This is a genomic window from Rhodococcus globerulus (assembly GCF_019334125.1).
In the GTDB taxonomy this organism is placed as follows: domain Bacteria; phylum Actinomycetota; class Actinomycetes; order Mycobacteriales; family Mycobacteriaceae; genus Rhodococcus_F; species Rhodococcus_F globerula.
The window spans coordinates 4,164,218-4,190,261 of record NZ_CP079698.1 but is presented as its reverse complement, the minus strand read 5'-3'; the positions used below and the strand labels follow the sequence as shown (position 1 = coordinate 4,190,261).

The window sequence follows — 26,044 nt, the reverse complement described above, 5'->3', positions numbered from 1 at the left end:
TGTCATGACTGAACTTTCCGAAAACACCGTCACGCATCCGGCCCCGCATCGCACGCATGCGGTGCTCAATCAGTCGGTGCCGCGTACCGACGTCAACGAGTTCCTTCTCGACACCGTGCTTGCGGAAGGCGTCGTACGCCATGATGCAGACTGGGCAACAGAGGAACTCACCGGAATCGGTGAACTGGTCGGCAGTGCTGGCTTCCAGCACGATGCCGAGTTGGCAAACACCGTCATCCCCGAACTGCACACCTTCGACCGGTGGGGTAACCGCATCGACGAGGTGGAATATCACCCGTCGTACCACCGCATCATCTCGGCCGCGGTCGCTCACGGAGCGCATACCTCGGCGTGGGAGAACCCCAAGCCCGGTGCCAATGTTGCTCGCGCAGCGGCATTCATGCTGTTCTCCCAGGTCGAACCCGGTCATGCGTGCCCCATCTCCATGACACATGCCGTAATCCCCTCGCTCGAGCTGCAGCCTGATGTCGCCGCCATCTGGACGCCGCGCGCACTCTCACGCAGCTACACGCCCGAGTTGGACGCCCCCGGAAAGGCATCCGCCATCTTCGGTATGTCCATGACGGAGAAGCAGGGCGGCTCCGACGTACGCGCCAACACCACCATCGCGAAGCCCGCGGGCCGCGGCGGTCCGGGTGCCGATTATCTGCTCACCGGCCACAAGTGGTTCTGCTCGGCTCCGATGTCCGACGCGTTCCTGGTTCTCGCTCAGGCCGAAGGTGCTGCAGGCGAGGGGCTTTCCTGCTTCCTGCTCCCGCGCATCCTGCCCGACGGCACGCGCAATGTCTTCCGCATCCAGCGTCTGAAGAACAAGCTGGGCAACAAGTCCAACGCGTCATCCGAGATCGAGCTCGACGGCACCGTCGGCACCATGATCGGTGAGCCAGGCCGTGGTGTGCGGACCATCATCGAGATGGTGTCGCAGACGCGTCTCGACTGCATTCTCGGCAGTACCGCCGGAATGCGGCAGTCGGTCGCTGAGGCAGTGTGGCACGCACGCCACCGCAGCGCTTTTGGTGCCGTCCTGGCGGATCAGCCTGCCATGACGTCGGTGCTCGCGGACCTGGCGCTTGAATCCGAGGCCGCGACCATCACCGCACTCCGGTTGGCACGGGCACAGGACAACGACGCCGACGAGCAGGAAAAGGCGTTCCGTCGTCTCGCGACAGCCGTCGCGAAGTACTGGATCTGCAAGCGCGGCCCGCATCACTCGTACGAGGCTCTCGAATGCCTGGGTGGCAACGGGTACACCGAGGACTTCCCGCTGGCTCGTCGCTACCGCGAACAGCCCGTCATGGCCGTTTGGGAGGGTTCAGGCAACGTCATCGCGCTCGACGTATTGCGCGCGATGACTCGTGAACCCGATTCCGTCGCCGCCTTCGATCACGAGGTCAACCTCGCCCGTGGCAACAACCCGGTTCTCGATCAGCACCTCGACCGGGTACGACGCCAGCTCGGTGAGCTCGCCACGATGGCACCCGCTGACGCGCAGCTGAGGGCTCGAACCGTCGTCGAAGCCATGGCGCTCGCGCTGCAGGCGTCGCTGATGGTGCGTTACGCGCCGGCCGCGTCGTCGGAGGCGTTCATCGCCGCTCGACTGGGCGAGGATCGTGGTCACGAGTACGGAACCCTGCCGGTGGGAACTGATTTCGCAGGGATTCTCGCTAGGGCGTAACCGCCCCGTGCGCCTTTCTGGTAGTTCCCGCTACCAAAAAGGCGCACAGGCCTTCAGGCCAACCCACTCAACGCAGGAGCGGTGTTCTCATCGCGCCACCCGATTGCCTCGACGAGGGTTGTCAGGTCGTAATCCGGTCCGCTCGAACTGACTGTGAAGAGAGTGACGCCGTCGGCCACCAGGTCGGCGGCGTTCTCCAATCCGGGCCACGGGGCGGAATGCTCCACATCCAGGGGATTGCGTCCGACAGCGGCGCAGTGATCGGCCAGGATGTCGGACTTGCGCAGGTGCGTCTCGCGGTCGCCGAAGCTGTGCCACACATCGGCATACTCGGCGACCAGTCGCAGGGTCTTCTTCTCTCCGCCACCGCCGATCAGAACCGGGATATTGCGCGTCGGCGGCGGGTTGCCACCGGCCAGTCGCCGTGTGATGCGAGGCAGGTACTCGCCGAGCAGTTTCAGCCGTGAACCTGGGGTGCCGAAGTCGTAGCCGAACTGGTCGTAGTCCTTCTGGAACCAGCCGGCGCCGATGCCGAGGATGAGGCGTCCACCGCTCATGTGGTCGACGGTTCGCGCCATATCGGCCAGCAGATCGGGATTGCGGTAGCCACCCCCCGTGACCAGGGCGCCGATCTCCACACGTTCGGTCTGCTCGGCCCAGGCCCCGAGCATGGTCCAGCATTCGAAATGGGCTCCGTCGGGATCGCCGGTCAACGGGTAGAAGTGGTCCCAGTTGAAGACGATGTCGACCCCCGCGTCTTCTGATCGCAGAACCGCGTCGCGGATCAGCCCGTAGTCGGGTGCGTGCTGGGGTTGGAGTTGAACACCGATGCGTACCGGACGAGTCATGCCGCGCTCCTGCCGAGAGGAAATGGTTACTCCCTTCATCATGGCCGGGAAGACCCGGTTGCCGCTACGTGTGGGCAGCACCAACCGACTCGTGGACCCCCAGTTCTTCGAGTAGGCGAGTGCGCAGAGCTGTATACCCCGGTTGCGCTGGATTGCGCGGCTGCGCGAACGAGACGTTTTCGAGGATGCTCAAACGACCGTCGCGCAACACCGCAATACGATCCGCGAGCAGGATTGCCTCGTCGATGTCGTGAGTCACCAGCAGCACTGCCGGACGATGTTTGCGGCACAGTTCCGCCACCAAGGCCTGCATGCGGAGTCGGGTGAGCGCGTCGAGTGCCGCAAACGGCTCGTCCAGCAACAACAATTGTGGGTTGCGTACCAACGCACGGGCCAATGCGACGCGCTGCGCCTCACCGCCGGACAAGGTTGTGGGCCAAGCCCGTTCGCGCCCGGCCAGTGACACTTCGGCCAACGCGGCGGCTGCGGCTTCCCGATTCTTCCGCGTGGCCCGCTGACCGAGTATGACGTTGTCCTGGACGCGCTTCGACGCAATCAGGCGGGGCTCTTGGAAGACGACAGTCCGCGCATCTGGTGCCTGTACCTCTCCGGCGTCGTATCCCTCGAGGCCGGCAAGAATTCGCAGGAAGGTTGTCTTGCCACTACCGCTGGCTCCGAGGAGTGCAACGAACTCCCCCGGTTGCACGTCGAGCGAGAAACCGTCCAGGATTATGCGGTCACCAAAAGTCTTGACGATGCCACTGGCGCGTACACCGGTGTCTCGAATGCTCATGCGGACTTCCCCCATTGCTTGTACGGCATCAGGATTCGTTCGATAGCTCGAACGAGAAGATCGACCGACAATCCCCAGATTGCATAGATGATCACGACAACCACCAGGATGTCGGTCTGGAAATACTGCTGAGCTGAGGTCATCAGGAAACCCAGGCCCTTGGGGGCATTGCTCAACTCGGCGACGATGAGCGCGAGAAGCGACACCGACAGCGAGACCCGCAGTCCGACAAGCACCGACGGAATCATCTCCGGCAGAATTACCTGACGGATCAACCCGATGCCACGGAGCCCGAACACTCGTCCGGCTTCGATGACCTTGCGATCCACGTTTCGCACGCCGCTGTGAGTGTTGATGTGCAGCGGAAACAGTGCTGCTGCTGCGATGATGATGATCTTGGGGCGTTCGTCGATGCCGAACCACAGGATCAGCAACGGAGTGATTGCGAGAAACGGGATGGTGCGGAGCATTTGCAGCGTCGGGTCGAGGAGTTTGTCGGCCAGAGCAAACAGGCCGGAGATGATGCCGAGCGATAGTCCCAGTGCCCCGCCGATGGCAAATCCGATGGCAACACGGACAAGCGATACCGAAAGGTTCTCCCACAGAACCCCTGTCGTCAGCAGTTCGACAAATGCGGACCACACCGACCACGGCGACGGGAAGGTTTTCTCGTCGATCTTGCCGGTCGCCGATCCCACTGCCCATAAGGCGAGCAGTGCAACCGGGACGCTTGCGCGCAGCGTGACATCGGTCAATCGTGAGCGTCGCCGCCGACGGGTAGGTGCCGGCGCGAGATGCTCAGGCGCTCTCACCGTGGGCAGTGCTGGTGCTTCCACACTCATGACACTGCCCAGGTCGTGACGTCGAAGGCGTTGGGGGCCTTACCGGACTTGACCAGGAAGTCGAGCGTCGAACGCACCGTGTTCAATCCGTCCGGATCAACTGGTTCGCTCTGGAAATTCCACAGTGTTGCTTCCTTGACCACATCTACCGGTGAGCCGGTGGCATCAAAAACGAACTGAGCATAGGCGTCGTGGTCCGCATCGATTGCTTTGTCTCCGGCCTGAATGACCTCCCAGACCGCCTTTGCCAGTTCGGGATTCGCCGCAAAAGTCTCACGCGAAGTCAGGGCGACGCTGGTGGCCAGCAGATCGGGGTCGTCGACGCTTGCCTTGGACAGAATGGGGAAGTTGATCTGCTTGCGCCAGATGCCGGCCGTCGTCGCGGGAAGTGGAACGGCGTCGATATCGCCGCGCTGCAGGGCCGGAAGCGCGTCGGCGAAGAGCAGATTCACCAACTCCACCTGATCCGCGACACCGGCACGTTCGAGTACGGCGCGTCCGTACTTGTCGAAGTTGGAGCCGAATTGGAGTCCCACCTTCTTTCCGGCAAGATCTTCGATTTTCGATACTCCACCTTCTCGGCCGAGGAACCAGATATCGGACGCGGGCTTGTCGATCACCAAGGCGGGCACGTCGATTCCGCTGGCCTTGGCCTGAACGGCCGGTGTATCACCGATCAGGCCGACCTGTACGTCGCCCGTCTGCAATGCCTGCACCACCGGCGGACCGTTGTTGAAGCCGACGAAGCCTTTGTACTCGAATCCGTACTTCTCGAGAATCGGTTGTGCCAGACCCTCGTGGACGGCGTAACCGAACGAGGTTGTGTCCGTGGGGGATTTACCGGCCGCACCGTTCCACGGAGCGCCCACTGTCAACGGAACCAGTGACGCCGACGTACCCTCGGTGGCTTCCGAGGTCGACGAGCACGCGGTCACCGTTGCGAGAAGTGCGATTCCCAGCAGTGCGGCCAGGCTTTTGGTGCGAGTGCGGATGGTCATGGTGTTCTCCTGGCATTCTGGGCAAGCTGGTGATAGTCGGCTGTGGATTGTGTCGGGCGGGCGGACGATTTGCGCCACCCGACGCGTTCGCGGTACATCCCGAGCAGGTTCTGCCCGAGAAGGTGCTCTTCGTCGAGGAACTCGGAGCCCTGCGGTTCCGGTGTGCGTGAGGGCGAGACGAACATGGCGTCGGCCGGGCAGTACGCCTCACACTGGAAACACGTCTGGCAGTCCGAATGTCTGGCGATCACGGGAGGGGCGTCCGGGACGGCTTCGAAGACGTTCATCGGACAGATTCGGACGCAGATGTCGCACGTGGTGCAGCGGTCGGCGTTGATGATCTCGATCATGACGCACTCCCCTGCGTGGCCAATGTGATACCAACACGGGGTAATTCGGTATCCGGCTCCACCCAGATATCGTCAAGCCCGCCACTGAGTAGTCGGTGAGCTTGGCTCGAATCCGTGTCAGGGAAATCGGTGCGGGTATGCATGCCACGGGTTTCCGTGCGCGCCATGGCCGTACGTACCGCCCACCGGCCCATCGCCAGCATTCCGGCGCTCTCGCGTTGCGCGATTGCCTCCATGCCGGAGTATTCGACGATCGGGGCGGAAGATGCGCTCTCCCACAGTCGATCGAGGCGAGCAGCCGAGTCGGCAAGTCCGTCGTTGCTGCGGAAAACTGCCTTGTCGATCGGCAGCATTTCGGACTGGATCGAGCGAACAGCGTCGTCGACGCTGTTGACACCTCGACCACGAACACCGAGGGTTCCGGACGGTTCGACATCGAATCGGGTTGGTAATCCACGATGTGCGGAGAATCCGGCCGCAGCGCGTCCAGCCCACGTCCCGGTCGCAATGGCCCACGACAGGTTGGGGCCACCCGCTCCGGTGGCAGCGCCGACTATGCGGTCGCGCGCCGCGATATCGCCTGCCGCGTAGAGGCCGGACACTCCCGTCGACGCCTCGTAGTCGAGAATGTGTATTCCGCCCGTACCCCGGACAGTTCCTTCTTGGACCCAATCCATCGGGAACCGTTCGTTGAAGGGATCGATCCCGAGTTTGTCCGTCACCATGAAGAAGTTGGGCATCGCAGCGCGCAGCGCCGGCCACATTTCTTTGTCGAACTGAGTGAACTGTGCGGTGATCGTGCCGCGCAGAGAAGCACCGAGAAGCTCTGCGCGGCTTTGGTGGAGGTCGTGATACCGGATCGGTTCACCGCGGTGATCCCAGTACGACGCGGAGACGAAGAATCCGTTCTTGTCCATGCTTGTTCCGAAGGGCACCATTCCGTAGAAGTTCGAGAACTCCATGCTGGAGAGATGGGCGCCGACTTCGACGGCCATCAAGTGCCCCTCGCCGGTGTTCACGTCACCGCCGAGTGAGTGGCTCTTCCACGTGGTGCCGCCAGTCGCGAGGATCACGGCGCCGGCGTCGACGCGCCAGGGCCGTTTGACCTGACGCTGGTAACCCGTTGCCCCGGAGACAGTTCCGTTGGAATCCACGAGAAGTTCCAGTGCCGGGCTGTGGTCCAGTACATGGACTCCGGATTTCTTGACCTTCCCACGCAGGAAGCGGAGGTAGTCCGGGGCCGCGCCGGAAAATGATCGCTCGCCGGGACGCGCGCCGAACAATGAGCCGGGACTGCGCGGCTTGGCACTGGGCTTGTATCCCCATTCAGGGATGAGAGCTGTTCGCTCCCAAGCCTCGTCGAGAACCGCTTCGGTCCAGACTCGATCGGTGATGAAACCACCGGAGCGTTCGCGCCGCGAGATTTCTTCGTCGCGACGTTCCGGAACCGGGGGCACGAGCCAATGGCCGACTCCCGCCGTCGCGGCTACACCGCTTGCGCCGACATAGCCTTTGTCTACCAACGTGACACTGGCGCCGGATTCCGCTGCGGCAACTGCCGCCCAGGTTGCCGCCGGTCCGCCGCCGACAATCAGCACGTCGGTCGACACATGCAGACTCTCGGAATCGTCCGTGACTATCTGTCCGTGAAAGCGAGGGAGTGAGCGCGCCATGACAGCGCACCTCCATTCTGGAATGCGTGAGAAGAGAGGGGGCTACGAGTTTTTCGCTCTAGCTACACGAAGACGAGAGAGAAGCCTCGAGGCGCGCGAGGCGGTCGGTGATCTTGGCCAGTTCCGTGAGGATCGCAGCTTGGCCGGCCGGTGCATATCGGTTTGTGTGGCCGACACCAACTTCGATCAAGCCGAGGGCTTGGTGAGTGGTCACCTGGAAGAATCCGAGGTGGTCCAGGACGTCGGCGGCATATCCTGTGGAAGCGTTTGCCAAGGCCCACACCAAATTTGCGCCGTTTACGACGGAGTTTCCGGCCAAGTGCGCATCGGCCACTGCTGCTTCGAGAATCACGCGGGCCGCGGGGCCGTACGTGACGTCGCTGTCGTCGACGGGTGCCTTGTCGGGTACCACCAGATCGAGAGTTTTCTGTATGGATGCGCGGGTCAGCCCGAGGTGGTCGAGACCGCGCAGTATGAGGTTCTCTTCCTCGTCGAGGAGAGCTTGCAGCAAGTGCTCGGAATCAACTGTCAACGAACCTTTTCTGGCCGCAGCGGCCGGCGCCAGGGATATCACCGATGCCAGGTGAGGGCTGAACGGCAGATCGGTCTCGATGTGCTCGGTGATGCGCACCGAAGAATCGGGTGCTTCGCGATCGAGTGCGCCGCGAAGCGCCATTTGGCAGATCGCCGATATCGGGAGTTGCCGGGCACGCACCGCTGCCGCGAGGTCATCCGGAACATAGACGTTGATCTTTGGCATCTGCCCCGGCCTCTCTCGCAACTCGACACCCTGACCTGCACTGATGTGCATAACCCCATATAACCCCCACTGCGTGGCGACGACAATGGCGGTTGCCGTCGATAAGGCGGAAAAGTGCTGCTCACGGGTTTAGTTCAGGCTGGTCCGAATCGTCGGGTTCAGGTCCGGGTCTGCCTACAGCAGACAATCTGGATTCCAGCGCCGCGGCGCCGGTACGAATGGATTCATGACTACTCCAACCCTCACCGACACCGGATATCGTGACCTGCTGACAGACAGGCTCTTTCGTCAACGAACAATCTTGCTGACCGGCGAGGTTAACGACGACATGGCCGAGCGCGTGTGCTCGGAATTGGTGCTCCTCGCCACTACCGACCCCAAGCGCGACATCGTGCTCTACATCAATTCACCCGGCGGATCGGTGTTTGCCGGTCTCGCCATCTACGACACCATGAAGCTCATCCCCAATGACGTCGTGACGGTAGCGATGGGATTTGCCGCCAGTATGGGTCAGGTGCTTCTCTGCTCCGGTACACATGGCAAGCGAATCAGCCTGGCGCACAGTCGCATCATGATGCACCAGCCGTCAGCGGGTATCGGTGGCACAGCGGTGGATATCGCGATCCAGGCCGAGAGCCTCGAGTTGATGAAGCGTCAGTCGCAGGAAATTCTGGCCGCCGAAACGGGCCGGACCGTCGAAGAGATCGAGATAGACAGCGACCGAGATCGTTGGTTTACCGCCGAGCAGGCACGCGAATACGGAATCGTCGACCGCGTCGTGACGACGTTCGCCGAGATCGCACCGCAGGCTACCTTCCCCAAGATCGGATTGTGAACATCATGTCCCAGTATACGATTCCCAGCGTCATCGAGCGAACACCAACGGGTGAGCGATCTTTCGATATCTTCAGTAGGCTGCTCAACGAACGCATCGTCTTTCTCGGCACCGAGATCGACGACGGCGTCGCCAACGTCGTGATGGCTCAGATGCTGCACCTGCAGGCCGACAACCCGGATCGCGAAATCGGTTTGTACATCAACTCTCCCGGCGGTTCCACCACTGCGATGCTCGCGATCTACGACACGATGCAGTTCTTGAAACCCACGATTTCGACGTACTGCATGGGGCAGGCGGCGTCGGCTGCTGCGGTGCTGCTCGCCGCCGGTACTCCGGGCCATCGGCATGTTCTCGCCCATTCCCGGGTGCTGCTGCACCAACCGTCGACGCAAGGTAGCGGCACCATCTCGGACCTGGCGCTTCAAGCGGCTGAGATCCTGAGAATCCGCGAGCAGACGGAGACGATCTTGAGTAAGCACACCGGTCAGAGCGCCGAGCGGCTGCGAAAGGACACCGATCGGGACCGGATATTCACCGCCCACGACGCGATCTCCTACGGCCTGGCTGACACCTTGATCGAAGGGAACTGACTCAGGCCGCCATCAGGACGGGGCCGGAGATCGGTGCCGGAGAGTGCCCCAACGTGAGGGAATTGAGTGCAATTATCTTGTTGCCCGATCGGAACAGCAAGTGCTCCAGCGGCATCCCCAAGGCTTCACAGATCGCGCGCAGGATTTCCGACGACGGTTCCTTCTTGCCTCGCTCGATCTCGGACAGGTATTGCTTCGACATTCCGACCTGGGCGGCTACGTCGCCGAGTGTCCGGTCCTGATCGCGTCGGACCTCACGCAACACTCGTCCGTACGCTTCGCGGATCAGTGGGGGCTTACGCGCAGGTGCATCCGGGTTCGGCAGTTCCGACCCACCCTTGACCAGGACCAATCTGCGCTGCGCATCCATACGCCGAGTATTCCAGCCGACCAGTGCGGCCACTACCGGGTTCGCCGAGGGCAGAGAGGGCTCAGTCGGTTCGAACACCACCGGCAAGAAACATCGCACGCAGGACGAAGGCAGCCTCGGGCCCGACGATTTCGTCGACCAGCGTGAGGTATCGGTCGACGAACTCCGGCCCGTGGGAAGCCTCGTCGGAGTCGGGGTTGCCGAGGTGGTGTGCGAGTTCGTGCAGGACGACAAGTTCACGCAACGCCCAGCGCCCGTCTCGATCCTCGGGGACGGCGATGGTGCCATTCGAGTAGTGAGCGGCAGTGTTTCCGGCGCGGGCGCGCACCATTACCGAAACACTTGCGCGGGGCCAGGTTTCCCCCACCCAGTTCAGTGCAAGAACCTGCTTGCAATACGTTTGTACCGACTCCACGGATCCGAATTTGCGCTCGACCGGCAGCGTGATGGTGGATCCCAGAACTTCGACGCTACGTGTCCCCCGCTGGTCCGCACGGTCGAACATGGTGCGCACCAAGGTTTCTGCCTCGTAGACGGCGGACTGCTGCTTATCTCTCACCGCTCACCTACCCCCGTCGCTTCGCTCGCCCCGTCCGATCTGCCCCTTGACGCCACCGATCTCCGGGAGGTTTCCCAGCCGTGCTGATCTGGCCGCCTTGTCCCCTGCCTGACGTGCATGCGACGAATGCCCGGCACTTGCCCGGCCGCCGCCCTGCCATGTACCGCGTGCCTTGGAATTGGACGAGTAGTAGTCCTTGAGTTCGATTTCCTTGTTACGCAACACCAGTGCGGTTTCCGAGGATGACGCAGTCGACACTGTTTCCGTCTCCTTCTTCGTTTCCGCCAACCGGGCACCGATGCGCGCCGCATAGGCCATCTGGAAGTTGAGCCGTGCAGTCACTCCGGCAACAGGCTTGCGGACCTGAGTGCTGACGCGTCGTCGTCCGCGAGTTTCGACGACCGTCCGCACGGACGTTTCACCGCGGTACGCACCGGAGCGCACATACGCGTCGGAATCTCGCACCATCTGGAACAGAAGGCTCGAGTACAGGGCCTCACACACGTCGATGTCGCCGGCAAATCCGTACGCGAAGATGACGGCAGACGTCTGCGCGATGTCGCATTGCACGTCGTTGGCGGCAGCGATGGCGATGAACAGCTGCGCGTAGGTGCGCAAGCCACGCTTGCCGGGCTCACCGATCGTGATGAGCCGTTGGGTGGGCGTCGCCCGTTTTTCGGACGACGCCGTGTGTGCACGGGCCACCGCCAGGTCGATGGCCGAGTTGGTGGCCAACCGCTGTGCGGCCGCCATGAAGGCTTCACCTTCGTGGGGATTATCGGTGGATTCTGCCTGGCGCAGCAGAGCGCCGATGCGGGTCAACATCTTCTCCGAACTCACCGCAGAAGGGTACTCCCGGATACCGACAGCGGCGCTTATGCTGCTGGGGCACACACTCACCCTCAACTTGGATCGTCCGGCACGTTCCTGCCGGTAGAAGGGATCAACCCGTCATGGCTTCAGTGACATTCGAGGGAACTACCTGCCTGTTTCCCGGATCGAATTCCCCCGCAGTCGACAAGCTCGACCTCCAGATCGAGGACGGCGAGTTCCTTGTACTCGTCGGACCGTCCGGTTGTGGAAAGTCGACGACGCTCCGCATGCTGGCGGGTCTCGAGGAGGTCCACAGTGGCCGCATTCTCATCGGTGACCGCGACGTCACGGGTCAGGAACCCAAGGAACGCGACATCGCGATGGTGTTCCAGAACTACGCCCTGTACCCGCACATGACGGTCGCCGAGAACATGGGATTTGCGCTCAAGTTGGCGGGTACCAACAAGACGGAAACCCGGGCTCGCGTCGAGGAAGTTGCCAAGATGCTCGACCTGGAGCCGTACCTGGATCGCAAGCCGAAAGCGCTGTCCGGTGGTCAGCGTCAGCGAGTTGCGATGGGCCGCGCCATCGTCCGCCAACCGCAGGTGTTTCTGATGGACGAGCCGCTCTCCAACCTCGACGCAAAACTGCGGGTGCAGACGCGTACGCAGATCGCGCAATTGCAGCGACGCCTCGCGACCACGATGGTCTATGTGACGCACGATCAGGTGGAGGCCATGACCATGGGTGACCGCGTCGCCGTCCTCGACAAGGGAATCCTGCAGCAGTGTGCGTCGCCGCGGGAGCTCTACAACCGGCCGAAGAACGTGTTTGTTGCCGGCTTCATGGGTTCGCCCGCGATGAATCTCTTCACCCTTCCCCTCACCGATCGCGGTGTGGCGTTCGGTGACGTGGTTGTTCCTGTTTCCCGTGAAACATTGAACGGAACACCCGAGACCGAAGTTGTGCTCGGAATTCGTCCGGAACACCTCGAAATTGCCGCTGCGGGAATTCCGATGGACGTCGACGTCGTCGAAGAACTCGGGTCCGACGCCTACGTCTACGGCCGCACGACTATCGGCGGCAGCCCACAACAGATCGTGGCACGAGGTGATTGGCGTAATCCGCCCCAGAAGGGTGATCGCGTGAATCTTCGCGTCGACCCGGGCAAGGTGCACATTTTTGCATCCAGCGACGGCCGTCGCCTCGGCTGACTTGGCGCTCTAATCCGACACATGAACGATTCAGGTTCGCCGTAATACCAACAAGTAGGGGTGTCTCGTGCCACAGTAGGGGCCGATGCCGGGAGCCGGCACTCATGGCGCATGCCGTGACGTCGGCTACCGGGATGTCTTTTGTCGTATACAAGCGGGGAGCGAATCCATGGTTCTGAACTCGAAGGCGATGCGTCGGGCTGCAATTGCAGCGTCGGCAGTGTCGATGCTGGTACTGGCCGGTTGTTCGTCCGATTCGGACAACGGCGGCGACACCACCACCACAGCCGCATCCGGGGGATCGTCCTCCAGCGAAGGCCGCGGCCCCATCACGATCGTCGAGGGCCAGGATGCCCTGAATGAGGCGCTCGAAAACATCATCTCCGACTGGAATGCCGAGCATCCGGACGAGAAGGTCACCCTGAAGCCACTGGCGAAGGAAGCCAACGCGCAGGTCGACGACATCACCCAGCGCATGCAGGCCAAGAGCGACGAGTACGACCTCATCGGCGTCGACGTCGTCAACACCGCGCAGTTTGCTGCCAACGGCTGGCTGGCTCCGCTCGAGGGTGACCTGAAGATCGACACGTCGGGCCTCCTCGAGTCCACGGTCGCGTCGGGCACGTACAACGGCAAGCTCTACGCAGCGCCCAAGAACACCAACGCCGCGTTCCTGTACTACCGCAAGGACCTCGTCGAGAAGGCTCCCACCACGTGGGCCGAGCTCAAGGAAAACTGCCCGAAGGCTGTCGAAGCCGGCATCTCCTGCTACGTCGGTCAGTTCAAGAACTACGAAGGCCTGACGGTCAACACCACCGAGATCACCAATGCCTACGACGGACCGTGGGTCGCAGCTGACGGCATCACCCCGGCGATCGACGACAAGACGAAGGAAGGCGTGCAGTTCATCGTCGATTCCTTCGCCGACAACACGATCCCGCAGGAAGCGTTGACGTACTCCGAGGGTGAGTCGCAGAGCGCCTTCGGTGAAGGCAAGGCCCTGTTCATGCGTAGCTGGTCCGGCTTCTCGGTCGACGGCGAAGAGACGTCGGTCGCCGGCAAGTACGGCTACACCGTCCTTCCGGGTGTCGACGGACCGGGCGCGTCGACGGTCGGCGGCTACAACGTCGGCATCAGTGCCTTCTCGGACGCTCCGGCCACGGCACGCGACTTCCTCGAGTTCATGCAGACCAAGAAGTCGCAGACGTACTTCACCGCGGTCGGCGGCGCGCCCGTCCTCTCGGCTGTCTACGACGACCCGGCAGTACTTGCAGAGTTCCCGTACTTCGCGACACTGAAGGAAGCGCTTGCCACCGCGCAGCCGCGTCCCGTCACGCCGTACTACACGCAGGTGTCGAAGTCGATTTCCGACAACACCTACGCTGCTATTCGCGGCGAGAAGACCGTCGAGCAGGCTTTGGCGGACACCAAGGCCGGCATCGAAACCGCCGGTAACTGATCTACCAGGAGCAATAAGCAATGGCAGAACCGCAGGATCCTTCCGCGGCTGTGCCTGCCAACCCCACGGTCGGGGCCGGGTCAACCGGTCCCGACCGTTCGGGCGTTGGTGGGAGACACCGAGCGCCGGAACCTCTCGAAGAGCCGTCGGTATCCGAGGGCACAGGGATGTCCCTGACCAAGGTTCTGCCTGACTCTGCAGATACACCTCCGCCCCCTCCGGATATGCCGGCGCCGCCGTCGGCCGACAAGCCGAAAAAGCGTCGACGCGTCCCGCCGTGGGCGTTTGTCGCACCGTCGTTGATCGTGCTCGCAGTCATCATCGTGTACCCGCTCGGGCGCGCGATCTGGATGTCGATGCACAGCGACGGCAAGAAACTCGATCCAGAGACCGGCATGTTCGTCACCGGTCAGTTCACGTGGTTCGACAACTACAAGAACTGGATCACCCAGTCCTGCAACACTGCGAACGGCGCGATTCCGTGTCCTCCCGGCACGCTCGGCTCCCAGTTCTGGCAGTCGATCGGCAATACCTTCGGTTTCACGATCGTGACGGTTCTGCTCGAGACGCTGATCGGCCTCTCGATGGCGTTGATCATGGCCAAGACTTTCCGTGGACGCGGTCTGCTGCGCGCCTCGGTCCTGATTCCGTGGGCCATCCCCACCGCTGTCACCGCGAAGTTGTGGTTCTTCATCTTTGCCAACGACGGCATCGCCAACAAGATTCTCGGCACCAACATCCTGTGGACGGCCGATCCGTGGCCGGCTCGATTCGCGATCGTCGTCGCCGACGTCTGGAAAACAGCGCCGTTCATGGCTCTGCTCATCCTCGCCGGTCTGCAGATGATTCCCGCAGACGTCTACGAAGCAGCCAAGGTCGACGGCGCAACGGCGTGGCAGCGCTTCCGCATGATCACGTTGCCGTTGGTCAAGCCCGCGCTCATGGTGGCCGTGCTCTTCCGCACGATGGACGCCCTGCGCATGTACGACCTGCCCGCAATCATGATGGGATCCAATCCCGCCACGTCCACCATCTCGGTCCTGGTGGTCGATCAGATGCGCGTCGGCGCCAATTCGGCATCGGCACTGTCCACCATCACGTTCCTCATCATCTTCGCTGTGGCCTTCATCCTGGTCCGATTCCTCGGAGCCAACGCGGTCAGCACGCAGGAAAAGCAGCGGAAAGGGGAGCCGGTATGAACAAGGCACTACGCGGCAAGATCGGCACCTACAGCCTCATCATCGCCGGCGCTACCACTCTTGTCGCTCTGGTCGTCGGTGTCTTCACGGCGTACGCACTCTCACGGTTCGACTTCCGTGGCAAATACTTCGTCACCGGAATCATCCTCGGCGCGTCCATGTTTCCCGTCGTCGCACTCGTGACGCCGTTGTTCCAGATGTTCACGGACCTCGGGTGGATCGGCAGCTACAAAGCGCTGATCATTCCCAACATCTCGTTTGTCCTACCGCTCACGGTGTACACGCTGACCTCCTTCTTCTCCGAACTCCCCTGGGAACTCGAAGAAGCCGCACGCATCGACGGTGCCACCCGCGGCCAGGCTTTCCGGCTGATCATGCTGCCGCTCGCCGCGCCGGCACTGTTCACCACCGCGATCCTCGCGTTCATCGCGACGGTCAACGAGTACTTGCTGGCACTGCAGCTCTCGAGCGACAAAACAGCGCCCGTCACCGTGGCGATGGCCAAATTCTCCGGCACCGATCCCTTTGTCACGCCGTACACCTCCATCATGGCTGGTGGCACCCTCGTGATGATCCCCCTCGTGATCATGGTGCTGATCTTCCAGCGACGGATCATCGCAGGCCTGACCGCAGGCGGCGTCAAGTCGTGATGCGAGCTTCGCGCGCGTGGTGCATATGAGACGGGCTTCGCGCGCCCAGCGAATGGAGCTCATCGCCGGCTTCATCTCGGTGTTTGCTCTCATGGCGTTGATCAGCGCTGTGGTCGCAATCGTCAAAGGTGACCCAGGGGTGACCCCGTCGCTGGTGCTGCTCGGTTGCGTCATTGCGCTGGGCTTTGCGTACCGCGGATACCGGAAAGCGGTTCGCGCGGAGCGTCGGCAGTAGAGCTCCCGGTAGTGTGACGTTTCGGTATCGCAGTTGCCGGGAGTTATCTGATCGAGACAACACCCTGGTGCAATGATGCTGTGAGGTCATGTCCCCGACCGGGAGTGTGTAAGTGAGTCCATCGAACAGATCGAATGCGGCAGGTGGTGCTGCATCGACTTCGCGTCGCTCCGGCAACCCGGGGAAACCGGCCAAGAAGAAGCGCTCCAAGTGGCGGTTCGTCCGGCGGACGATCTACGTGCTCGTACTGCTCATGATCATCGTGCCCGCGTCGGTGTTTGCTGTTGCCTACAGTCGCACGGAGGTTCCTCGTCCCGCTGACATGCAGACCAAGCAGGTCTCCACCATCTACATGGCCGACGGCACCACCGTGCTCGGGAAGGTGGTCCCCCCGGAGGGCAACCGCACCGAAGTTGCGTTGTCGGCCATCCCGATTCATGTTCGCGACGCCGTCCTCTCCGCCGAGGACCGCAATTTCTACACCAACCCTGGCTTCTCGATTTCGGGATTCGCGCGCGCGGCCCGCGACAACATCATGGGCAAGGAAAGCGCCGGCGGTGGATCCACCATCACCCAGCAATACGTGAAGAACGTGTTGGTCGGCGACAAGCGCAGTATCGACAGAAAGATGCGTGAGCTTGTCATCTCCGCCAAGATGGCGCGCGAGTGGTCCAAAGACGACATCCTTGCGGCGTACCTGAACACCATCTACTTCGGACGCGGTGCGTACGGCATCGCAGCGGCGTCGAATGCGTACTTCGACAAGCCGGTCAGCGACCTGACCGTCGGCGAAGGCGCTGTTCTCGCTTCCGTGATCCAGAGTCCCTCGTTCCTCGATCCGGAGACCAATCTCCCCGCGCTCGAAGCGCGATGGAACTACGTGCTCAACGGAATGGCCGACTTGGGGACACTCGCCAAGGCGGATCGTGACGCGATGACGTTTCCCGTTGTCGCCGCGGCCAACCGCCCCACTGATCTGAATCAGGCTCCCGGCCCGGAAGGCCACATCAAGACGCAGGTCCTCAAGGAACTTGCCGAAGCCGGTATCAGTGACGAGACGCTGAACACGGCAGGCCTACAGATCACGACCACTATCGATCCTCAGGCGCAGGAAGCCGCGCTCAACGCGGTGAGCAAGAACCTCGACGGAGAACCGGAGGAACTGCGCACCGCGGCGGTATCCATCAACCCACGGACCGGTGGAGTTTCCGCCTACTACGGCGGCACGGACGGCGCTGGTTTCGACTACGCCCAGGCGCCGTTGCAGACGGGTTCGGCGTTCAAGGTCTTCGGACTGGTGGCCGCGTTGATGGAAGACATCCCGCTCTCGGCCCGCTTCGACAGTTCGCCGCTCACGATCAATGGTGTGACCATCGGAAACGTCGGCGGTGAATCCTGCGGAACCTGCACCATCGCGGAAGCGCTGAAGCGTTCGCTCAACACCAGCTTCTACCGCCTGATGCTGTCGATGGAGAACGGTCCGCAGAAGATCGCCGACGCGGCTCACCTGGCCGGTATCCCCGAGCGAATTCCCGGGCTCGACTACCCCACCCTGACCCAGGAGGGTGACCCGCCGGAGAACGGAATTGTGCTCGGGCAGTATCAGTCCCGCGTCATCGACATGGCGTCCGCTTACGCAACTCTTGCCAACTCCGGGGTCTACCAGCAGCCGCACTTCATCCAGAAGGTGGTGACGGCCGAAGGTGAAGTTCTACTCGATCGTCCGGTCTCCCCCGGTGAGCGTCGACTCGACGCTGCCGTCGCCGAAAACGTCACGCAGGCGATGCTGCCGATCGCGTCGTACTCCAATGGACACGCGCTGGCCGGTGGTCGCGCCGTTGCTTCGAAGACCGGAACCGCTCAGCTCGGTGACACCGGTCAGAACAAGGACGCCTGGATGGTCGGTTACACACCGTCCTTGTCCACGGCGGTGTGGATCGGCACTTCCGATGCCCAAGCCATCACCAACTACAACGGCGGCTTGATCTACGGTTCGGGGCTTCCTGCCGATATTTGGAAGAGCACCATGGACGGCGCTCTCAAGGGATCCGACGTCGAGACCTTCCCGTGGCCGGATCCGATCGGTGGACAGGCCGGTGTTCCCGCCAACTCCGGTGCGACGTCGCCGAACGACCGCAGCACTGGGGCGGCTACCCCGCCTTCCACCACGCTGAACATTCCGGGGTTGCCGCCGGTCGAGATTCCGCAGATCCCGCAGCGGCCCCGTTCGATCGAGATCCTTCCCGGCATCGTCATTCCGTTGCCCGGCTGACCTTTTGCAGAGCGGCGATCTTCGCAGATCGCCTACCTGGCGACAGGCGGTGACGTAACGTGATGCGCGAGTTGCAGAATGCACTCGGGCGTCGTCGCACGGTCGAAGGAGCAGTCGAATGGGTCAGCTGGACGGCAAAGTTGCCTTCATCACCGGTGCCGCGCGGGGTCAGGGACGCTCTCATGCAACAACATTGGCGCAGGAGGGCGCGGATATCATCGCGATCGACCTGTGCGATCAGGTGGGATCAGTGGGATATCCCCTGGCCACTGCCGAAGATTTGAACGAGACGGTTCGGCAGGTCGAAGCACTGGGTCGTCGAATTATTGCCACCCACACCGATGTTCGTGATTCAGCCGGTTTGAGAGCCGCAGTCGACGATGGTGTGTCGCAACTCGGACGCCTCGACATCGTGCTCGCAAACGCGGGCATCGCGAGTTTCGCTCCGGCCGAGAACCTCACCGACGACATGTGGGACGACATGATCGCGATCAACCTCACCGGTGTGTTCAAGACAGTGAGGGCCGCGCTGCCGCACCTCGAGGCACACGGCGACGGTGGCGCGATCGTCCTCACCAGTTCCACTGCCGGGATCAAGGGCCTGGGAAACCTGGCACACTATGCCGCTGCCAAGCACGGCGTGGTTGGCCTGATGAAGTCGCTGGCGAACGAGCTTGCGCCGCACATGATCAGGGTCAATTCGGTACACCCGACGGGCGTCAACACCGACATGATTCACAACGAATACACGTACGCGCTTTTCCGCCCGGACAAGAAGCCATCCGAGATCACTCTCGATGATGTCAGTGACGCGTTCCGAAGTTCGAATGCGCTCCCTGTCCGGTGGGTCGAATCAAGCGACGTCAGCAACGCCATTCTGTGGTTGGTCAGTGATGCCGCACGCTACGTCACCGGGGTTCAATTGCCGGTTGACGCTGGTTCGGTCATCAAGTGATTCCGTCTGAGTTACTGCGTGCCGCTACCTTTTCGCGGAAGAACGACAACGCGCAGTGCTTGGCGTAGGTGGGCAATCGTCTGAGTCCACGCGAGTTTCTCGCCGGTGCACAGTTCGATATCTTCGCCGCCGACTGCGACAGCGTTTGTCAGGGCGTTATGCCACTCGGCTTCCTGTTCCTGACTGATGCGCAGATACTCGAGGATGGTGTCGCGGTCGCGTCCGCAGATTTCTGCGACGTCGTCGGCGGTGAGCCCCCCGCTTTGGTCGGCGTCGAGTTCGAGGATGGACATGAGTGCGGGCGGAAACTCGAAGCACTCGTGCCATTCGACGGCCGATCCGTCAAAAACCGCGCTGAGTCCGTCGCTGTCCGATCCATCGGTGGCGGCGAACTCCCCGTCTGCTCGAATAGGTTGCCCGCCAAGCTCTTCGGCGAGCTCTTCCGATGCGTCGGCCAGTTCGGCAAAGGATCGGATCGTTCGCAGTAGATGATCGGGTGCAAACGGAGCAGCATCGACCCGGGCGACGCCGAGGACGCTTTGTTCCACCAGGATGAGCTTGATGGTGGGCCACTGTCGATTGAGCTGGGACAGAACAAGAGCGGCATGGTTTGTGTCGGGTATCGAGTGAACAACCCGCGAAAATACTTCTACGTACTGGTCGTCTTCGAGCACGCGGATATACGTGATCTGCTCGCCGCGAACGAGCGGGATGTCGCCGTCGTCGTCACGCTCGGGGGTGTAGTCGAGAAGCCGGCCAAGGGCGTTGTCGACCAACTCGTTCAGCGAATCGTATTCGCTGGCCTGAGTCTGACCGCTGTCGAAGGCTGGAATATCTTCGCGGCCGCTCACCTGTACACGGAGAAAACTTGGGTGCGCGATGCTCCACATGTCGCCGAGCACCCGCAGTGCTTGGGCGACCACGCCGTCGGGCCGGGAACGATCGACGTCGATGTAGAAGGACATGGAGCCGTTGCCGGTGGCGTCGTGCTCGCATTGGTCGGGGCGATTGAATCCCCAGCCGATCAGCGACTCGTGATCCTCGGGTTCAAGCATCCGCAAGGGGTGCAGGAACTGATTGGACGGTACCTCGCACCTGACGCGGGTCTGGTCCCACGCGAAGAACTGGATGCAGGCGGGGGCGTAGTCGAGGTTGTCTTGCGAGTCGTGCTGCGATTCCACGACCAGGGTGTCGTTGTCCTGCATTGCCGCGATGTATCGAGACACACGAGCCCCGAATGCAGTCCATGCGGCAGTGATCTCGAGATCGAAAGTGTGCTCCGACATCGACGCTCCTTCACGGGTGGGGTTCTTACCGGTCAAGGGGCTTGCCGACGTTTTGTGAACCCCTGCCGTCAAGCCCTTGGCGTGAGAGTAGCGGTTGGGGCCGACAACTTCAGCGAGGCGCTTAGTCCAGCCTAGAAAATTTTTCGGTTTCGTTGTCGAATCGTTCTTTGTAGGCCGTCGCCAGATCGTGGAGGGCGCCGACGCAGTCGCCGTAGAAGGTCGGTGCGTGCATGGTGGCAAGAATTCGTGGTTCGAGGTCGGCGAGGGCGCGGATGGTGGGTGCGAGCGCCGGCGTCAGGGCTGTTGCATGCCCCAGATCCTCGGCCGCAAGTGCGGGGCCGACGATTTCCTGTTCGGTTGTTGCGGGCGGGGGTCCGAACGCGGTGAACAGGTCGCCGCAGAACAACGTCGACGTTGTCTCCTCGAACATCAGACCTGCGTCCCAGCCGTGCGGGACGTGTGGAGTGTCGATATGGCGTACGCGTCGGCGGCCGGTTTCGAGAACATCGCCGTCCTGCAACGGAACTGGCATTCGGTCGGCTAGATCGTTGACCTGGACGAAGCACCCCATTGCGCAATGCGCGACCTGCGCGCCGGGGGCTGCGGCGAGCCACGAATTCATCGCCCCACACTCGTCGGCTTCGACATGACCGAACGTGATCCATTTCAGCCGGGCTGGGTCGAGGAGACGCGACAGTGCGTCGGACGACGATGTGAACAGCGCTCTCTGCCCGGTGTGGAAGAGCAGTGGTTCTTCACCGTCGACAAGAAATTGGTTCATCGCGAGGTTCGCTTCCGGAACGAAGGTCGAGAGTCGGTAGATATCCGGGGCGATCTCGGTGATCGTTGTGCTCATCGCTGTGCTCCGATCAGGGCTGTAATTCCGTGATCTCCAGCTTTCTCGCCGCTCAGTCCGGGCACAAGGCTCTGGAATAGTGGAGGACGTGTATGTACTGCTGCTGACAGGCCCGCCGGGCGCGGGGAAGAGTTCCGTCTCGACCGCGCTTCACGATCGACTCGGCGAGGCCGGCGTGAGAAACGCGATGATCGAGGTTGACGAACTGGAGCGGTGTTACCCGCCACTGGGAACCGAACGAGCCATCGCGCACGTCGAGATGCTGTGCACGTCGTACCGTGAGGTGGGTTATGAACTCCTGTTCCTCACTGCTACCGTCGAAGACGACGACTACGGGCGTGCTCTGCTGGCCGCGACCGCGGCTGACGGGCACCTGCTGGTACGGCTAGAGGCCGATCCGGATACGTTGCGCAACAGGATCATCGAGCGTGAACCGGCCAACTGGGCAGGGTTGGAGCACCTGGTGGAAGCGTCACGACTCCTGGCCGGTTCGATGCCGTCGTTGATCGGAGTTGACCTGGTTCTCAGCACCGAAGGTCGAGACCCCGAAAGTGTTGCCGATGACGTGGAAGCGTCTCTGCGAGAGCATTATCCGTCGTTACGGGCGCTCAGTGTGCAGAGCGGTGACCACTGAAGCGAACATCGTAGATTTGATGGAGCCAAGTGTGCCCGGATTCTTCGGGCCGATCGGTGCGACGATGTCGATTGCCTTGGTGGTCAGCGCTTCGGCGGAAGCCGTGGCGTCCACCAGACCTGCAGCAAGCGCGTCGCTTCCGCCGTACCGCCGCCCGGTGGTCATGGCGACGACGGCCGATGCAGGACTGAGTTTGGCCTGAATGAGCGCTGCCATTCCTTCGGTGAAAGGGATGTTGATGTCAACTTCCGGGAAGCAGTAATAGCCTCGATCGTCGCGCATGACGCGGTAGTCGTGCGCGACCCCGAGCATCGCGCCCGCTCCGAAGGCATGACCGTTGACTGCAGCGACGGTCGGCATCGGGAACGTCAGCATCCGCGCGAACAATGATTGCACTTGCTGCACATACCAATTTGCCTTGTCAGTGTGTGCGCCCAGCCAGTCGAGGTCGAGTCCGTTGGAATAGAACTTACCCGTAGCCGTGGTGACCAGGGCGTGTGCGCCTTCGCCCAGAGCCTGGTCGAGCAGCTTGTCGACGGAGTCGAGCCAATCCGGGGAGAAGCGATTTTCGTCGTCGCCGAGATCGAGGACGGCGATCTTGTTTTCGAAGCCGAGCGTAGGGGTCATGATTGACCTTTCGTGTTGCGGGACTTGGGGAGTGGTGGGTCGAGACGCAGAACGGCTCGAACAGCAGCATCCAACCGCGCGCGTGCTGCTGTATCGGGTACTCGCCAACCGTCGGCGCGTTTGGCCGGGTGGATGAGCAGTCCGGTAGGTAGGCCGACAACACAGGCTTCGATTGCTTCGACTGCTCTTCCGTCTTTACGGCCCCAGAGTGCCGTCGACAACCGGATGAACAACTCGACGAGCGCCCGGTCGAGTTGTGTGAGTTGCTCTGCGATATCGGCAGGGACGTCGGTGCCGAGTAGTTCGTCGCGCCTGATCGTCAACAGAAGGAGTGCGGAATGTGGGTAATCCAGCGCGAAGATCGCCGGCACTTCCGCGGCGGCGACCACTGCGTCGACTGCGGCGGACGGTGAGGGATTACGCAGGGTGTCATCCACTCTCGACTGCTGGAGTGCGAGAAATCGCTGTGCGGCGCGTAGCCACGCGCTACCGACCAGGCCACTGCGAGAACCGAATGCGTGATAGATCGCGCCGTTGGATACGCCGGTGGTATCGGATACGGCTCTGACCGTGACTGCGGCCGGCCCGGCAGTGGCGGCGAGATTTTCGGCAGCATCGAGCAGTGTGTCGAGATCGTGGACGCGTGGCCGAGGCATGAACGCACAGTAACAGAGCGTCTGCTCTGTTACTAGTGCGTGGTCGGATCATGCAGCCGTCACAGCCTGCTGAAGTGAGCACCCCTTCTGCAAAGCTCGCACCCCTTCCAGAGCCCTGGAAGGGGTGCGAGCTTGATGAAAAGGGTGCTCACTCGGCCAATCTGCGCTGGCCAATCGCGCTGGCCGTGCGCGGCTAACTAGTCGTGGTCGTGAACGGAAGCACGAGCCGTGACTGATGCGCCGCGTCGCGGTAGATCTTATGAGTGACGGGACGACCCACGGGCAGGTGGAACGCGTCCGGCGGGAGCAGCGCGTTGTGCTCGTCTGCCAACGGCTCTGCGTTGGACAACTCCACTGTGAGCTTGTGGCCCGGCTTGAAGGTATTCGCGAACGGATAGAGGCGCAGCACGTACTCCTCGATCTTGCCCGGCTCGACCGGCACCGCACGGGTGTGCGGGTGGTGCGGGTTGCCCTCGGTGGTTCGCTCGTCCAGTTCGCGGTGCGAGGCCTTCAGATAGCCGGAGGTGATCAGCTGACGCTTTCCGTTCGGGGCGTAATCCCACAGGCGCAGAATGAAATTCGAATCGATCTGGTCGATCTCCGCAAAGATGTGCGCGGCTCCGGTGCCGATCATCTCGGTGGACTCCTCGAAAACCGGTGTGCTCCAGGCCAGGATCTCGACCTTGTCGGTCACGGTGAGTGGGGCCTGGTAGAAGCCGTCAGGGGCGGCGTACTCGGCGCCCATGGGCTCCGGTTCGGTGGCGAGTTTGTGACGCGGGCGCAGGTACAGCGACTTGTACTCGATATCCTTTGGTGGCCACTGGTTTCCGGTGGCCACCTCGCGTGAGCCTTCGACGAAGACGCTCACGGCCGGCTCGTCCATGACACCGTTGTCGATGCCCTTGATCCAGTAGTCGTACCAGCGGAACATCTTGTCGTGCTCTTCGATGAAGGGGCGCGACTGCATCGGCGGGTATGGGCCGATATCCAGCTTCTTGGGACCCTTCAACGCGTCGAAGAGCTCGATCGTGCCGTCCATCGTCCAGCCGCGGCCCTGGTCGATCTGCAGGTAAACCGGGATATCGATGTTGGGGGCCAGGGTGATCGGGTTGCGCTCTTCGTACCAGTCGCCGTCCAACTCGTTCATCACGATGTCGAACCAGGCTTCGTGGTTCTTCGGATAGTTCAGCACGTGAACCAGATTCGGCCAGGCGGCGACGTCGGGATCCTGCAGGCGCTCGGCGACGCGTTTCTTGACCTCTTCGGGGCTGTACGTCTCGAGCATGCGGGACTTGACGTTGTCGGTGAATGCCCAGCCGGAGTCGCCGCCGCGACCTTCACGGGCGGCGCGCGGCATGAACCACATGATGCCACCGTGGTAGGTGGTCTCGTAGAAGTCGTAGTGGCCGCCGCTCACGAAGATCGCCTTCAGATGCGGCGGACGCTCGGCGGCGGCCAGCACCTGCATGGAGCCGAAGTACGAGATGCCGACCATGCCGACGTTTCCGTCGCACCACGGCTGTGCCGCAACCCATTCGATGAAGTCGTAGGCATCCTGCCCGAGCGAGACGCCACCGGCGTTGTAGTTGCCGATGTGCTCGCCTTCGGACGCACCGGAGCCGCGTAGGTCACCGATGACGTGAACGTAGTCCTCGCTGACGATGCGCGCGATGTCGCCGGCTTCGATGCAGCCGTCCCACATCGGGCTGGGGCGTCGTTGCGGCGGCGTCGTCAGGGCAAGCGCCTGCAGCTCTTTGCCGTAGGGGCTCAGTGCAACGAGTGCCGGCCGCGGTTTTCCGTCGACGCCCTCGTAGGCGTCTGCCGCCAACTCGATCCCGTCGCGCATCGGGATCCGGAGATCTTTGCGGATGTGGATTGCCTGTCCACCTGCGTTGAATGTTTCGAATTCGGCCATGGGTCAACGACTCCTATTCTTCTTCGTCGTACTGAGTGCGGTAGCCGTGCATCGTCGTGAAGAACGGGGACGGTTCGAGGCTCGGGTCGCCCTCGTAGCCGAGTTTGTCGGCGACAGGTGCAAACGGTGAGTACGCCGAGTCCGTCTCCGGCAGACCGCCGCACAGGCACTGGTGAGCTGCGCCGCGCACGCCGACCTCGATGTCGACACTCTCGCGCAGTGCCTCGGATGCCTGGTCGCGGTCGAGTTCGACGCCGTAGGCGACACCGTCGGCCCGACGGTACGGATGCCCCAGATACAGGTGGTTCGGCCGGATCTCGTCACGCAGGTACTGAAGACTCGACCGGTACGCGAGAGGATCTTCGTAGCCGGGGAAGCCGTTGGCCGCTCCGTGGACCTGCACGGCGTCGCCGACGAACACGTCGTTCTGGCCGTCGACCACGTAGGCAACAGATCCGGCCGTGTGGCCGGGGATGGAATGCACCGATACGGTGACACCGCCGCCGAGGGAGAGGGTTTCGCCACCTCGAACCAAGATGGACGGCTCCATCTCGCCGGAGATGACAGCTTTCGCCGACGCCATCTGCTTCTCCACACCCTGCGGGTCGTCGAGGTATTGCCCACGCCCCGTCAGATATTCGTCGACGTGCGCCTGCCGCGAGCGCAACAGGTGTGCGTCGGCCTCGTGGATCACAACCTGCGCACGCCTGCCCGTGAGTTCCCACAGTGCGTGAGCGCCACCGATGTGGTCAATGTGGCCGTGAGTCAGCAGGATCCAGCGAACATCCTCGATTCGGCGTCCGATTGCCTCGAGTGCCGGGGCCATTCCCTGCGCCGGCGACGACGCGATCCCGGTGTCGACGATTGCGAGTTCGGGGGCGTCGATCAGGAAGCTGTAGAGGCCGAATCGGCCCCACGGCGACACGAGCGGATGAATCTTCACGTCGTCTGTCATG

Annotated in this window: 26 protein-coding genes and 1 pseudogene; 11 read left to right on the top strand and 16 right to left on the bottom strand. The window is 62.3% G+C overall.

The window, feature by feature from the left end; all coding sequences use genetic code 11:
- The first annotated feature begins 4 nt into the window (after window positions 1-4).
- A complete protein-coding gene (locus KYT97_RS19090; protein ID WP_116104673.1) occupies window positions 5-1,696 on the top strand; it encodes an acyl-CoA dehydrogenase family protein in 1,692 nt (563 codons plus the stop codon).
- Window positions 1,697-1,749: 53 nt separating this feature from the next.
- Here KYT97_RS19090 and KYT97_RS19085 read toward each other — a convergent pair whose 3' ends face one another.
- From KYT97_RS19085 to KYT97_RS19055, 7 genes are all read right to left on the bottom strand, one after another.
- Entirely contained in the window at window positions 1,750-2,544 is a 795-nt protein-coding gene (locus KYT97_RS19085; protein WP_033237104.1) for an LLM class F420-dependent oxidoreductase, read from the bottom strand.
- 64 nt (window positions 2,545-2,608) lie between these two features.
- Window positions 2,609-3,337 (bottom strand): ABC transporter ATP-binding protein, encoded by a 729-nt coding sequence (locus tag KYT97_RS19080; RefSeq protein ID WP_219110470.1) that lies wholly within the window; start codon window positions 3,335-3,337, stop codon window positions 2,609-2,611.
- On the bottom strand, window positions 3,334-4,179 hold the full coding sequence (locus KYT97_RS19075; protein WP_219110469.1) for an ABC transporter permease: 846 nt from the start codon (window positions 4,177-4,179) through the stop codon (window positions 3,334-3,336). The genes KYT97_RS19080 and KYT97_RS19075 overlap by 4 nt, the downstream gene beginning before the upstream one ends.
- On the bottom strand, window positions 4,176-5,177 hold the full coding sequence (locus tag KYT97_RS19070; RefSeq protein ID WP_219110468.1) for an ABC transporter substrate-binding protein: 1,002 nt from the start codon (window positions 5,175-5,177) through the stop codon (window positions 4,176-4,178). The genes KYT97_RS19075 and KYT97_RS19070 overlap by 4 nt, the downstream gene beginning before the upstream one ends.
- Complete coding sequence (locus KYT97_RS19065; protein ID WP_033237056.1) at window positions 5,174-5,527, bottom strand: 4Fe-4S dicluster domain-containing protein; 354 nt, start codon at window positions 5,525-5,527, stop codon at window positions 5,174-5,176. The genes KYT97_RS19070 and KYT97_RS19065 overlap by 4 nt, the downstream gene beginning before the upstream one ends.
- Window positions 5,524-7,200: an FAD-dependent oxidoreductase gene (locus KYT97_RS19060; RefSeq protein WP_219110467.1), complete on the bottom strand. Its 1,677-nt coding sequence runs from the start codon at window positions 7,198-7,200 to the stop codon at window positions 5,524-5,526. Before KYT97_RS19060 ends, KYT97_RS19065 begins: the two co-directional genes overlap by 4 nt.
- Before the next feature lie 58 nt (window positions 7,201-7,258).
- The gene (locus tag KYT97_RS19055) at window positions 7,259-7,960 is read right to left on the bottom strand and encodes a Clp protease N-terminal domain-containing protein (protein ID WP_033237058.1); all 702 of its coding nucleotides are present in this window, start codon (window positions 7,958-7,960) and stop codon (window positions 7,259-7,261) included.
- Window positions 7,961-8,186: 226 nt separating this feature from the next.
- On the opposite strand from KYT97_RS19055, the gene KYT97_RS19050 reads away from it, so the two are divergent.
- Both KYT97_RS19050 and KYT97_RS19045 read left to right on the top strand, forming a co-directional pair.
- Window positions 8,187-8,795 (top strand): ClpP family protease, encoded by a 609-nt coding sequence (locus KYT97_RS19050; RefSeq protein ID WP_033237059.1) that lies wholly within the window; start codon window positions 8,187-8,189, stop codon window positions 8,793-8,795.
- A 5-nt stretch (window positions 8,796-8,800) separates the two neighbouring features.
- Window positions 8,801-9,388 carry an ATP-dependent Clp protease proteolytic subunit gene (locus KYT97_RS19045; protein WP_219110466.1) on the top strand — a complete coding sequence of 196 codons (588 nt, stop codon included), beginning with the start codon at window positions 8,801-8,803 and terminating at the stop codon, window positions 9,386-9,388.
- A gap of 1 nt (window position 9,389) precedes the next feature.
- Here KYT97_RS19045 and KYT97_RS19040 read toward each other — a convergent pair whose 3' ends face one another.
- The 3 genes from KYT97_RS19040 to KYT97_RS19030 all read right to left on the bottom strand — a co-directional run bounded on the left by KYT97_RS19040 (window position 9,390) and on the right by KYT97_RS19030 (window position 11,157).
- Window positions 9,390-9,758, bottom strand: coding sequence for a helix-turn-helix domain-containing protein (locus KYT97_RS19040; RefSeq protein WP_219113028.1), 369 nt, complete (start codon window positions 9,756-9,758; stop codon window positions 9,390-9,392).
- A gap of 61 nt (window positions 9,759-9,819) precedes the next feature.
- Window positions 9,820-10,263, bottom strand: a complete 444-nt coding sequence (locus tag KYT97_RS19035; protein ID WP_245006173.1) for a TIGR04338 family metallohydrolase — start codon at window positions 10,261-10,263, stop codon at window positions 9,820-9,822.
- A 57-nt stretch (window positions 10,264-10,320) separates the two neighbouring features.
- Window positions 10,321-11,157, bottom strand: a complete 837-nt coding sequence (locus tag KYT97_RS19030; RefSeq protein ID WP_033237062.1) for a DUF2786 domain-containing protein — start codon at window positions 11,155-11,157, stop codon at window positions 10,321-10,323.
- Between the two features lie 113 nt (window positions 11,158-11,270).
- On the opposite strand from KYT97_RS19030, the gene KYT97_RS19025 reads away from it, so the two are divergent.
- The 7 genes and pseudogenes from KYT97_RS19025 (at window position 11,271) to KYT97_RS18995 (ending at window position 19,114) form a co-directional block, all read left to right on the top strand.
- A complete protein-coding gene (locus tag KYT97_RS19025; RefSeq protein WP_033237063.1) occupies window positions 11,271-12,344 on the top strand; it encodes an ABC transporter ATP-binding protein in 1,074 nt (357 codons plus the stop codon).
- A 169-nt stretch (window positions 12,345-12,513) separates the two neighbouring features.
- Window positions 12,514-13,803: an ABC transporter substrate-binding protein gene (locus KYT97_RS19020; protein ID WP_033237064.1), complete on the top strand. Its 1,290-nt coding sequence runs from the start codon at window positions 12,514-12,516 to the stop codon at window positions 13,801-13,803.
- A gap of 20 nt (window positions 13,804-13,823) precedes the next feature.
- Complete coding sequence (locus KYT97_RS19015) at window positions 13,824-15,002, top strand: carbohydrate ABC transporter permease (protein ID WP_033237065.1); 1,179 nt, start codon at window positions 13,824-13,826, stop codon at window positions 15,000-15,002.
- A gap of 32 nt (window positions 15,003-15,034) precedes the next feature.
- Window positions 15,035-15,652: pseudogene (locus KYT97_RS19010) on the top strand (carbohydrate ABC transporter permease); the annotation flags it as partial.
- A 25-nt stretch (window positions 15,653-15,677) separates the two neighbouring features.
- Window positions 15,678-15,887: a hypothetical protein gene (locus KYT97_RS19005; protein WP_095887504.1), complete on the top strand. Its 210-nt coding sequence runs from the start codon at window positions 15,678-15,680 to the stop codon at window positions 15,885-15,887.
- Between the two features lie 112 nt (window positions 15,888-15,999).
- Window positions 16,000-18,159: a transglycosylase domain-containing protein gene (locus tag KYT97_RS19000; protein ID WP_033237068.1), complete on the top strand. Its 2,160-nt coding sequence runs from the start codon at window positions 16,000-16,002 to the stop codon at window positions 18,157-18,159.
- A gap of 118 nt (window positions 18,160-18,277) precedes the next feature.
- A complete protein-coding gene (locus KYT97_RS18995) occupies window positions 18,278-19,114 on the top strand; it encodes a mycofactocin-coupled SDR family oxidoreductase (protein WP_045065938.1) in 837 nt (278 codons plus the stop codon).
- An 11-nt stretch (window positions 19,115-19,125) separates the two neighbouring features.
- On the opposite strand, the gene KYT97_RS18990 is transcribed toward KYT97_RS18995, so the two are convergent.
- Together KYT97_RS18990 and KYT97_RS18985 are read right to left on the bottom strand one after the other, a co-directional pair.
- Window positions 19,126-20,400, bottom strand: coding sequence for a YbjN domain-containing protein (locus KYT97_RS18990; protein ID WP_219110463.1), 1,275 nt, complete (start codon window positions 20,398-20,400; stop codon window positions 19,126-19,128).
- Window positions 20,401-20,521: 121 nt separating this feature from the next.
- Window positions 20,522-21,256 carry an oxygen-binding di-iron domain-containing protein gene (locus tag KYT97_RS18985; RefSeq protein WP_219110462.1) on the bottom strand — a complete coding sequence of 245 codons (735 nt, stop codon included), beginning with the start codon at window positions 21,254-21,256 and terminating at the stop codon, window positions 20,522-20,524.
- Between the two features lie 88 nt (window positions 21,257-21,344).
- Between KYT97_RS18985 and KYT97_RS18980 the strand changes: the two genes are divergently transcribed.
- Window positions 21,345-21,890, top strand: coding sequence for an AAA family ATPase (locus KYT97_RS18980; protein ID WP_233366379.1), 546 nt, complete (start codon window positions 21,345-21,347; stop codon window positions 21,888-21,890).
- Here KYT97_RS18980 and KYT97_RS18975 read toward each other — a convergent pair.
- From KYT97_RS18975 to KYT97_RS18960, 4 genes are all read right to left on the bottom strand, one after another.
- Window positions 21,855-22,517: an enoyl-CoA hydratase-related protein gene (locus KYT97_RS18975; RefSeq protein ID WP_045065928.1), complete on the bottom strand. Its 663-nt coding sequence runs from the start codon at window positions 22,515-22,517 to the stop codon at window positions 21,855-21,857. The genes KYT97_RS18980 and KYT97_RS18975 overlap by 36 nt on opposite strands.
- Entirely contained in the window at window positions 22,514-23,173 is a 660-nt protein-coding gene (locus KYT97_RS18970) for a TetR/AcrR family transcriptional regulator (protein WP_045065926.1), read from the bottom strand. The genes KYT97_RS18975 and KYT97_RS18970 overlap by 4 nt, the downstream gene beginning before the upstream one ends.
- 193 nt (window positions 23,174-23,366) lie before the next feature.
- Window positions 23,367-25,088, bottom strand: a complete 1,722-nt coding sequence (locus tag KYT97_RS18965) for a CocE/NonD family hydrolase (RefSeq protein WP_219110460.1) — start codon at window positions 25,086-25,088, stop codon at window positions 23,367-23,369.
- Window positions 25,089-25,101: 13 nt separating this feature from the next.
- Window positions 25,102-26,043, bottom strand: coding sequence for an MBL fold metallo-hydrolase (locus KYT97_RS18960; RefSeq protein ID WP_095887498.1), 942 nt, complete (start codon window positions 26,041-26,043; stop codon window positions 25,102-25,104).
- Window position 26,044 lies beyond the last annotated feature (1 nt).

What these genes read in the sequence shown, in the direction of transcription:
- KYT97_RS19090 (WP_116104673.1), top strand. Translation starts at nt 5, where the DNA reads ATGACTGAACTTTCCGAAAACACCGTCACGCATCCGGCCCCGCATCGC.
- KYT97_RS19005 (WP_095887504.1), top strand. Translation starts at nt 15,678, where the DNA reads ATGAGACGGGCTTCGCGCGCCCAGCGAATGGAGCTCATCGCCGGCTTC.
- KYT97_RS19060 (WP_219110467.1), bottom strand. Translation starts at nt 7,200, where the DNA reads ATGGCGCGCTCACTCCCTCGCTTTCACGGACAGATAGTCACGGACGAT.
- KYT97_RS19065 (WP_033237056.1), bottom strand. Translation starts at nt 5,527, where the DNA reads ATGATCGAGATCATCAACGCCGACCGCTGCACCACGTGCGACATCTGC.
- KYT97_RS19055 (WP_033237058.1), bottom strand. Translation starts at nt 7,960, where the DNA reads ATGCCAAAGATCAACGTCTATGTTCCGGATGACCTCGCGGCAGCGGTG.
- KYT97_RS19085 (WP_033237104.1), bottom strand. Translation starts at nt 2,544, where the DNA reads ATGACTCGTCCGGTACGCATCGGTGTTCAACTCCAACCCCAGCACGCA.
- KYT97_RS18995 (WP_045065938.1), top strand. Translation starts at nt 18,278, where the DNA reads ATGGGTCAGCTGGACGGCAAAGTTGCCTTCATCACCGGTGCCGCGCGG.
- KYT97_RS19075 (WP_219110469.1), bottom strand. Translation starts at nt 4,179, where the DNA reads ATGAGTGTGGAAGCACCAGCACTGCCCACGGTGAGAGCGCCTGAGCAT.
- KYT97_RS19045 (WP_219110466.1), top strand. Translation starts at nt 8,801, where the DNA reads ATGTCCCAGTATACGATTCCCAGCGTCATCGAGCGAACACCAACGGGT.
- KYT97_RS19080 (WP_219110470.1), bottom strand. Translation starts at nt 3,337, where the DNA reads ATGAGCATTCGAGACACCGGTGTACGCGCCAGTGGCATCGTCAAGACT.
- KYT97_RS18965 (WP_219110460.1), bottom strand. Translation starts at nt 25,088, where the DNA reads ATGGCCGAATTCGAAACATTCAACGCAGGTGGACAGGCAATCCACATC.
- KYT97_RS19020 (WP_033237064.1), top strand. Translation starts at nt 12,514, where the DNA reads ATGGTTCTGAACTCGAAGGCGATGCGTCGGGCTGCAATTGCAGCGTCG.
- KYT97_RS18975 (WP_045065928.1), bottom strand. Translation starts at nt 22,517, where the DNA reads ATGACCCCTACGCTCGGCTTCGAAAACAAGATCGCCGTCCTCGATCTC.
- KYT97_RS19035 (WP_245006173.1), bottom strand. Translation starts at nt 10,263, where the DNA reads ATGTTCGACCGTGCGGACCAGCGGGGGACACGTAGCGTCGAAGTTCTG.
- KYT97_RS18990 (WP_219110463.1), bottom strand. Translation starts at nt 20,400, where the DNA reads ATGTCGGAGCACACTTTCGATCTCGAGATCACTGCCGCATGGACTGCA.
- KYT97_RS19050 (WP_033237059.1), top strand. Translation starts at nt 8,187, where the DNA reads ATGACTACTCCAACCCTCACCGACACCGGATATCGTGACCTGCTGACA.
- KYT97_RS19040 (WP_219113028.1), bottom strand. Translation starts at nt 9,758, where the DNA reads ATGGATGCGCAGCGCAGATTGGTCCTGGTCAAGGGTGGGTCGGAACTG.
- KYT97_RS19015 (WP_033237065.1), top strand. Translation starts at nt 13,824, where the DNA reads ATGGCAGAACCGCAGGATCCTTCCGCGGCTGTGCCTGCCAACCCCACG.
- KYT97_RS19025 (WP_033237063.1), top strand. Translation starts at nt 11,271, where the DNA reads ATGGCTTCAGTGACATTCGAGGGAACTACCTGCCTGTTTCCCGGATCG.
- KYT97_RS18960 (WP_095887498.1), bottom strand. Translation starts at nt 26,043, where the DNA reads ATGACAGACGACGTGAAGATTCATCCGCTCGTGTCGCCGTGGGGCCGA.
- KYT97_RS18970 (WP_045065926.1), bottom strand. Translation starts at nt 23,173, where the DNA reads ATGCCTCGGCCACGCGTCCACGATCTCGACACACTGCTCGATGCTGCC.
- KYT97_RS18985 (WP_219110462.1), bottom strand. Translation starts at nt 21,256, where the DNA reads ATGAGCACAACGATCACCGAGATCGCCCCGGATATCTACCGACTCTCG.
- KYT97_RS19070 (WP_219110468.1), bottom strand. Translation starts at nt 5,177, where the DNA reads ATGACCATCCGCACTCGCACCAAAAGCCTGGCCGCACTGCTGGGAATC.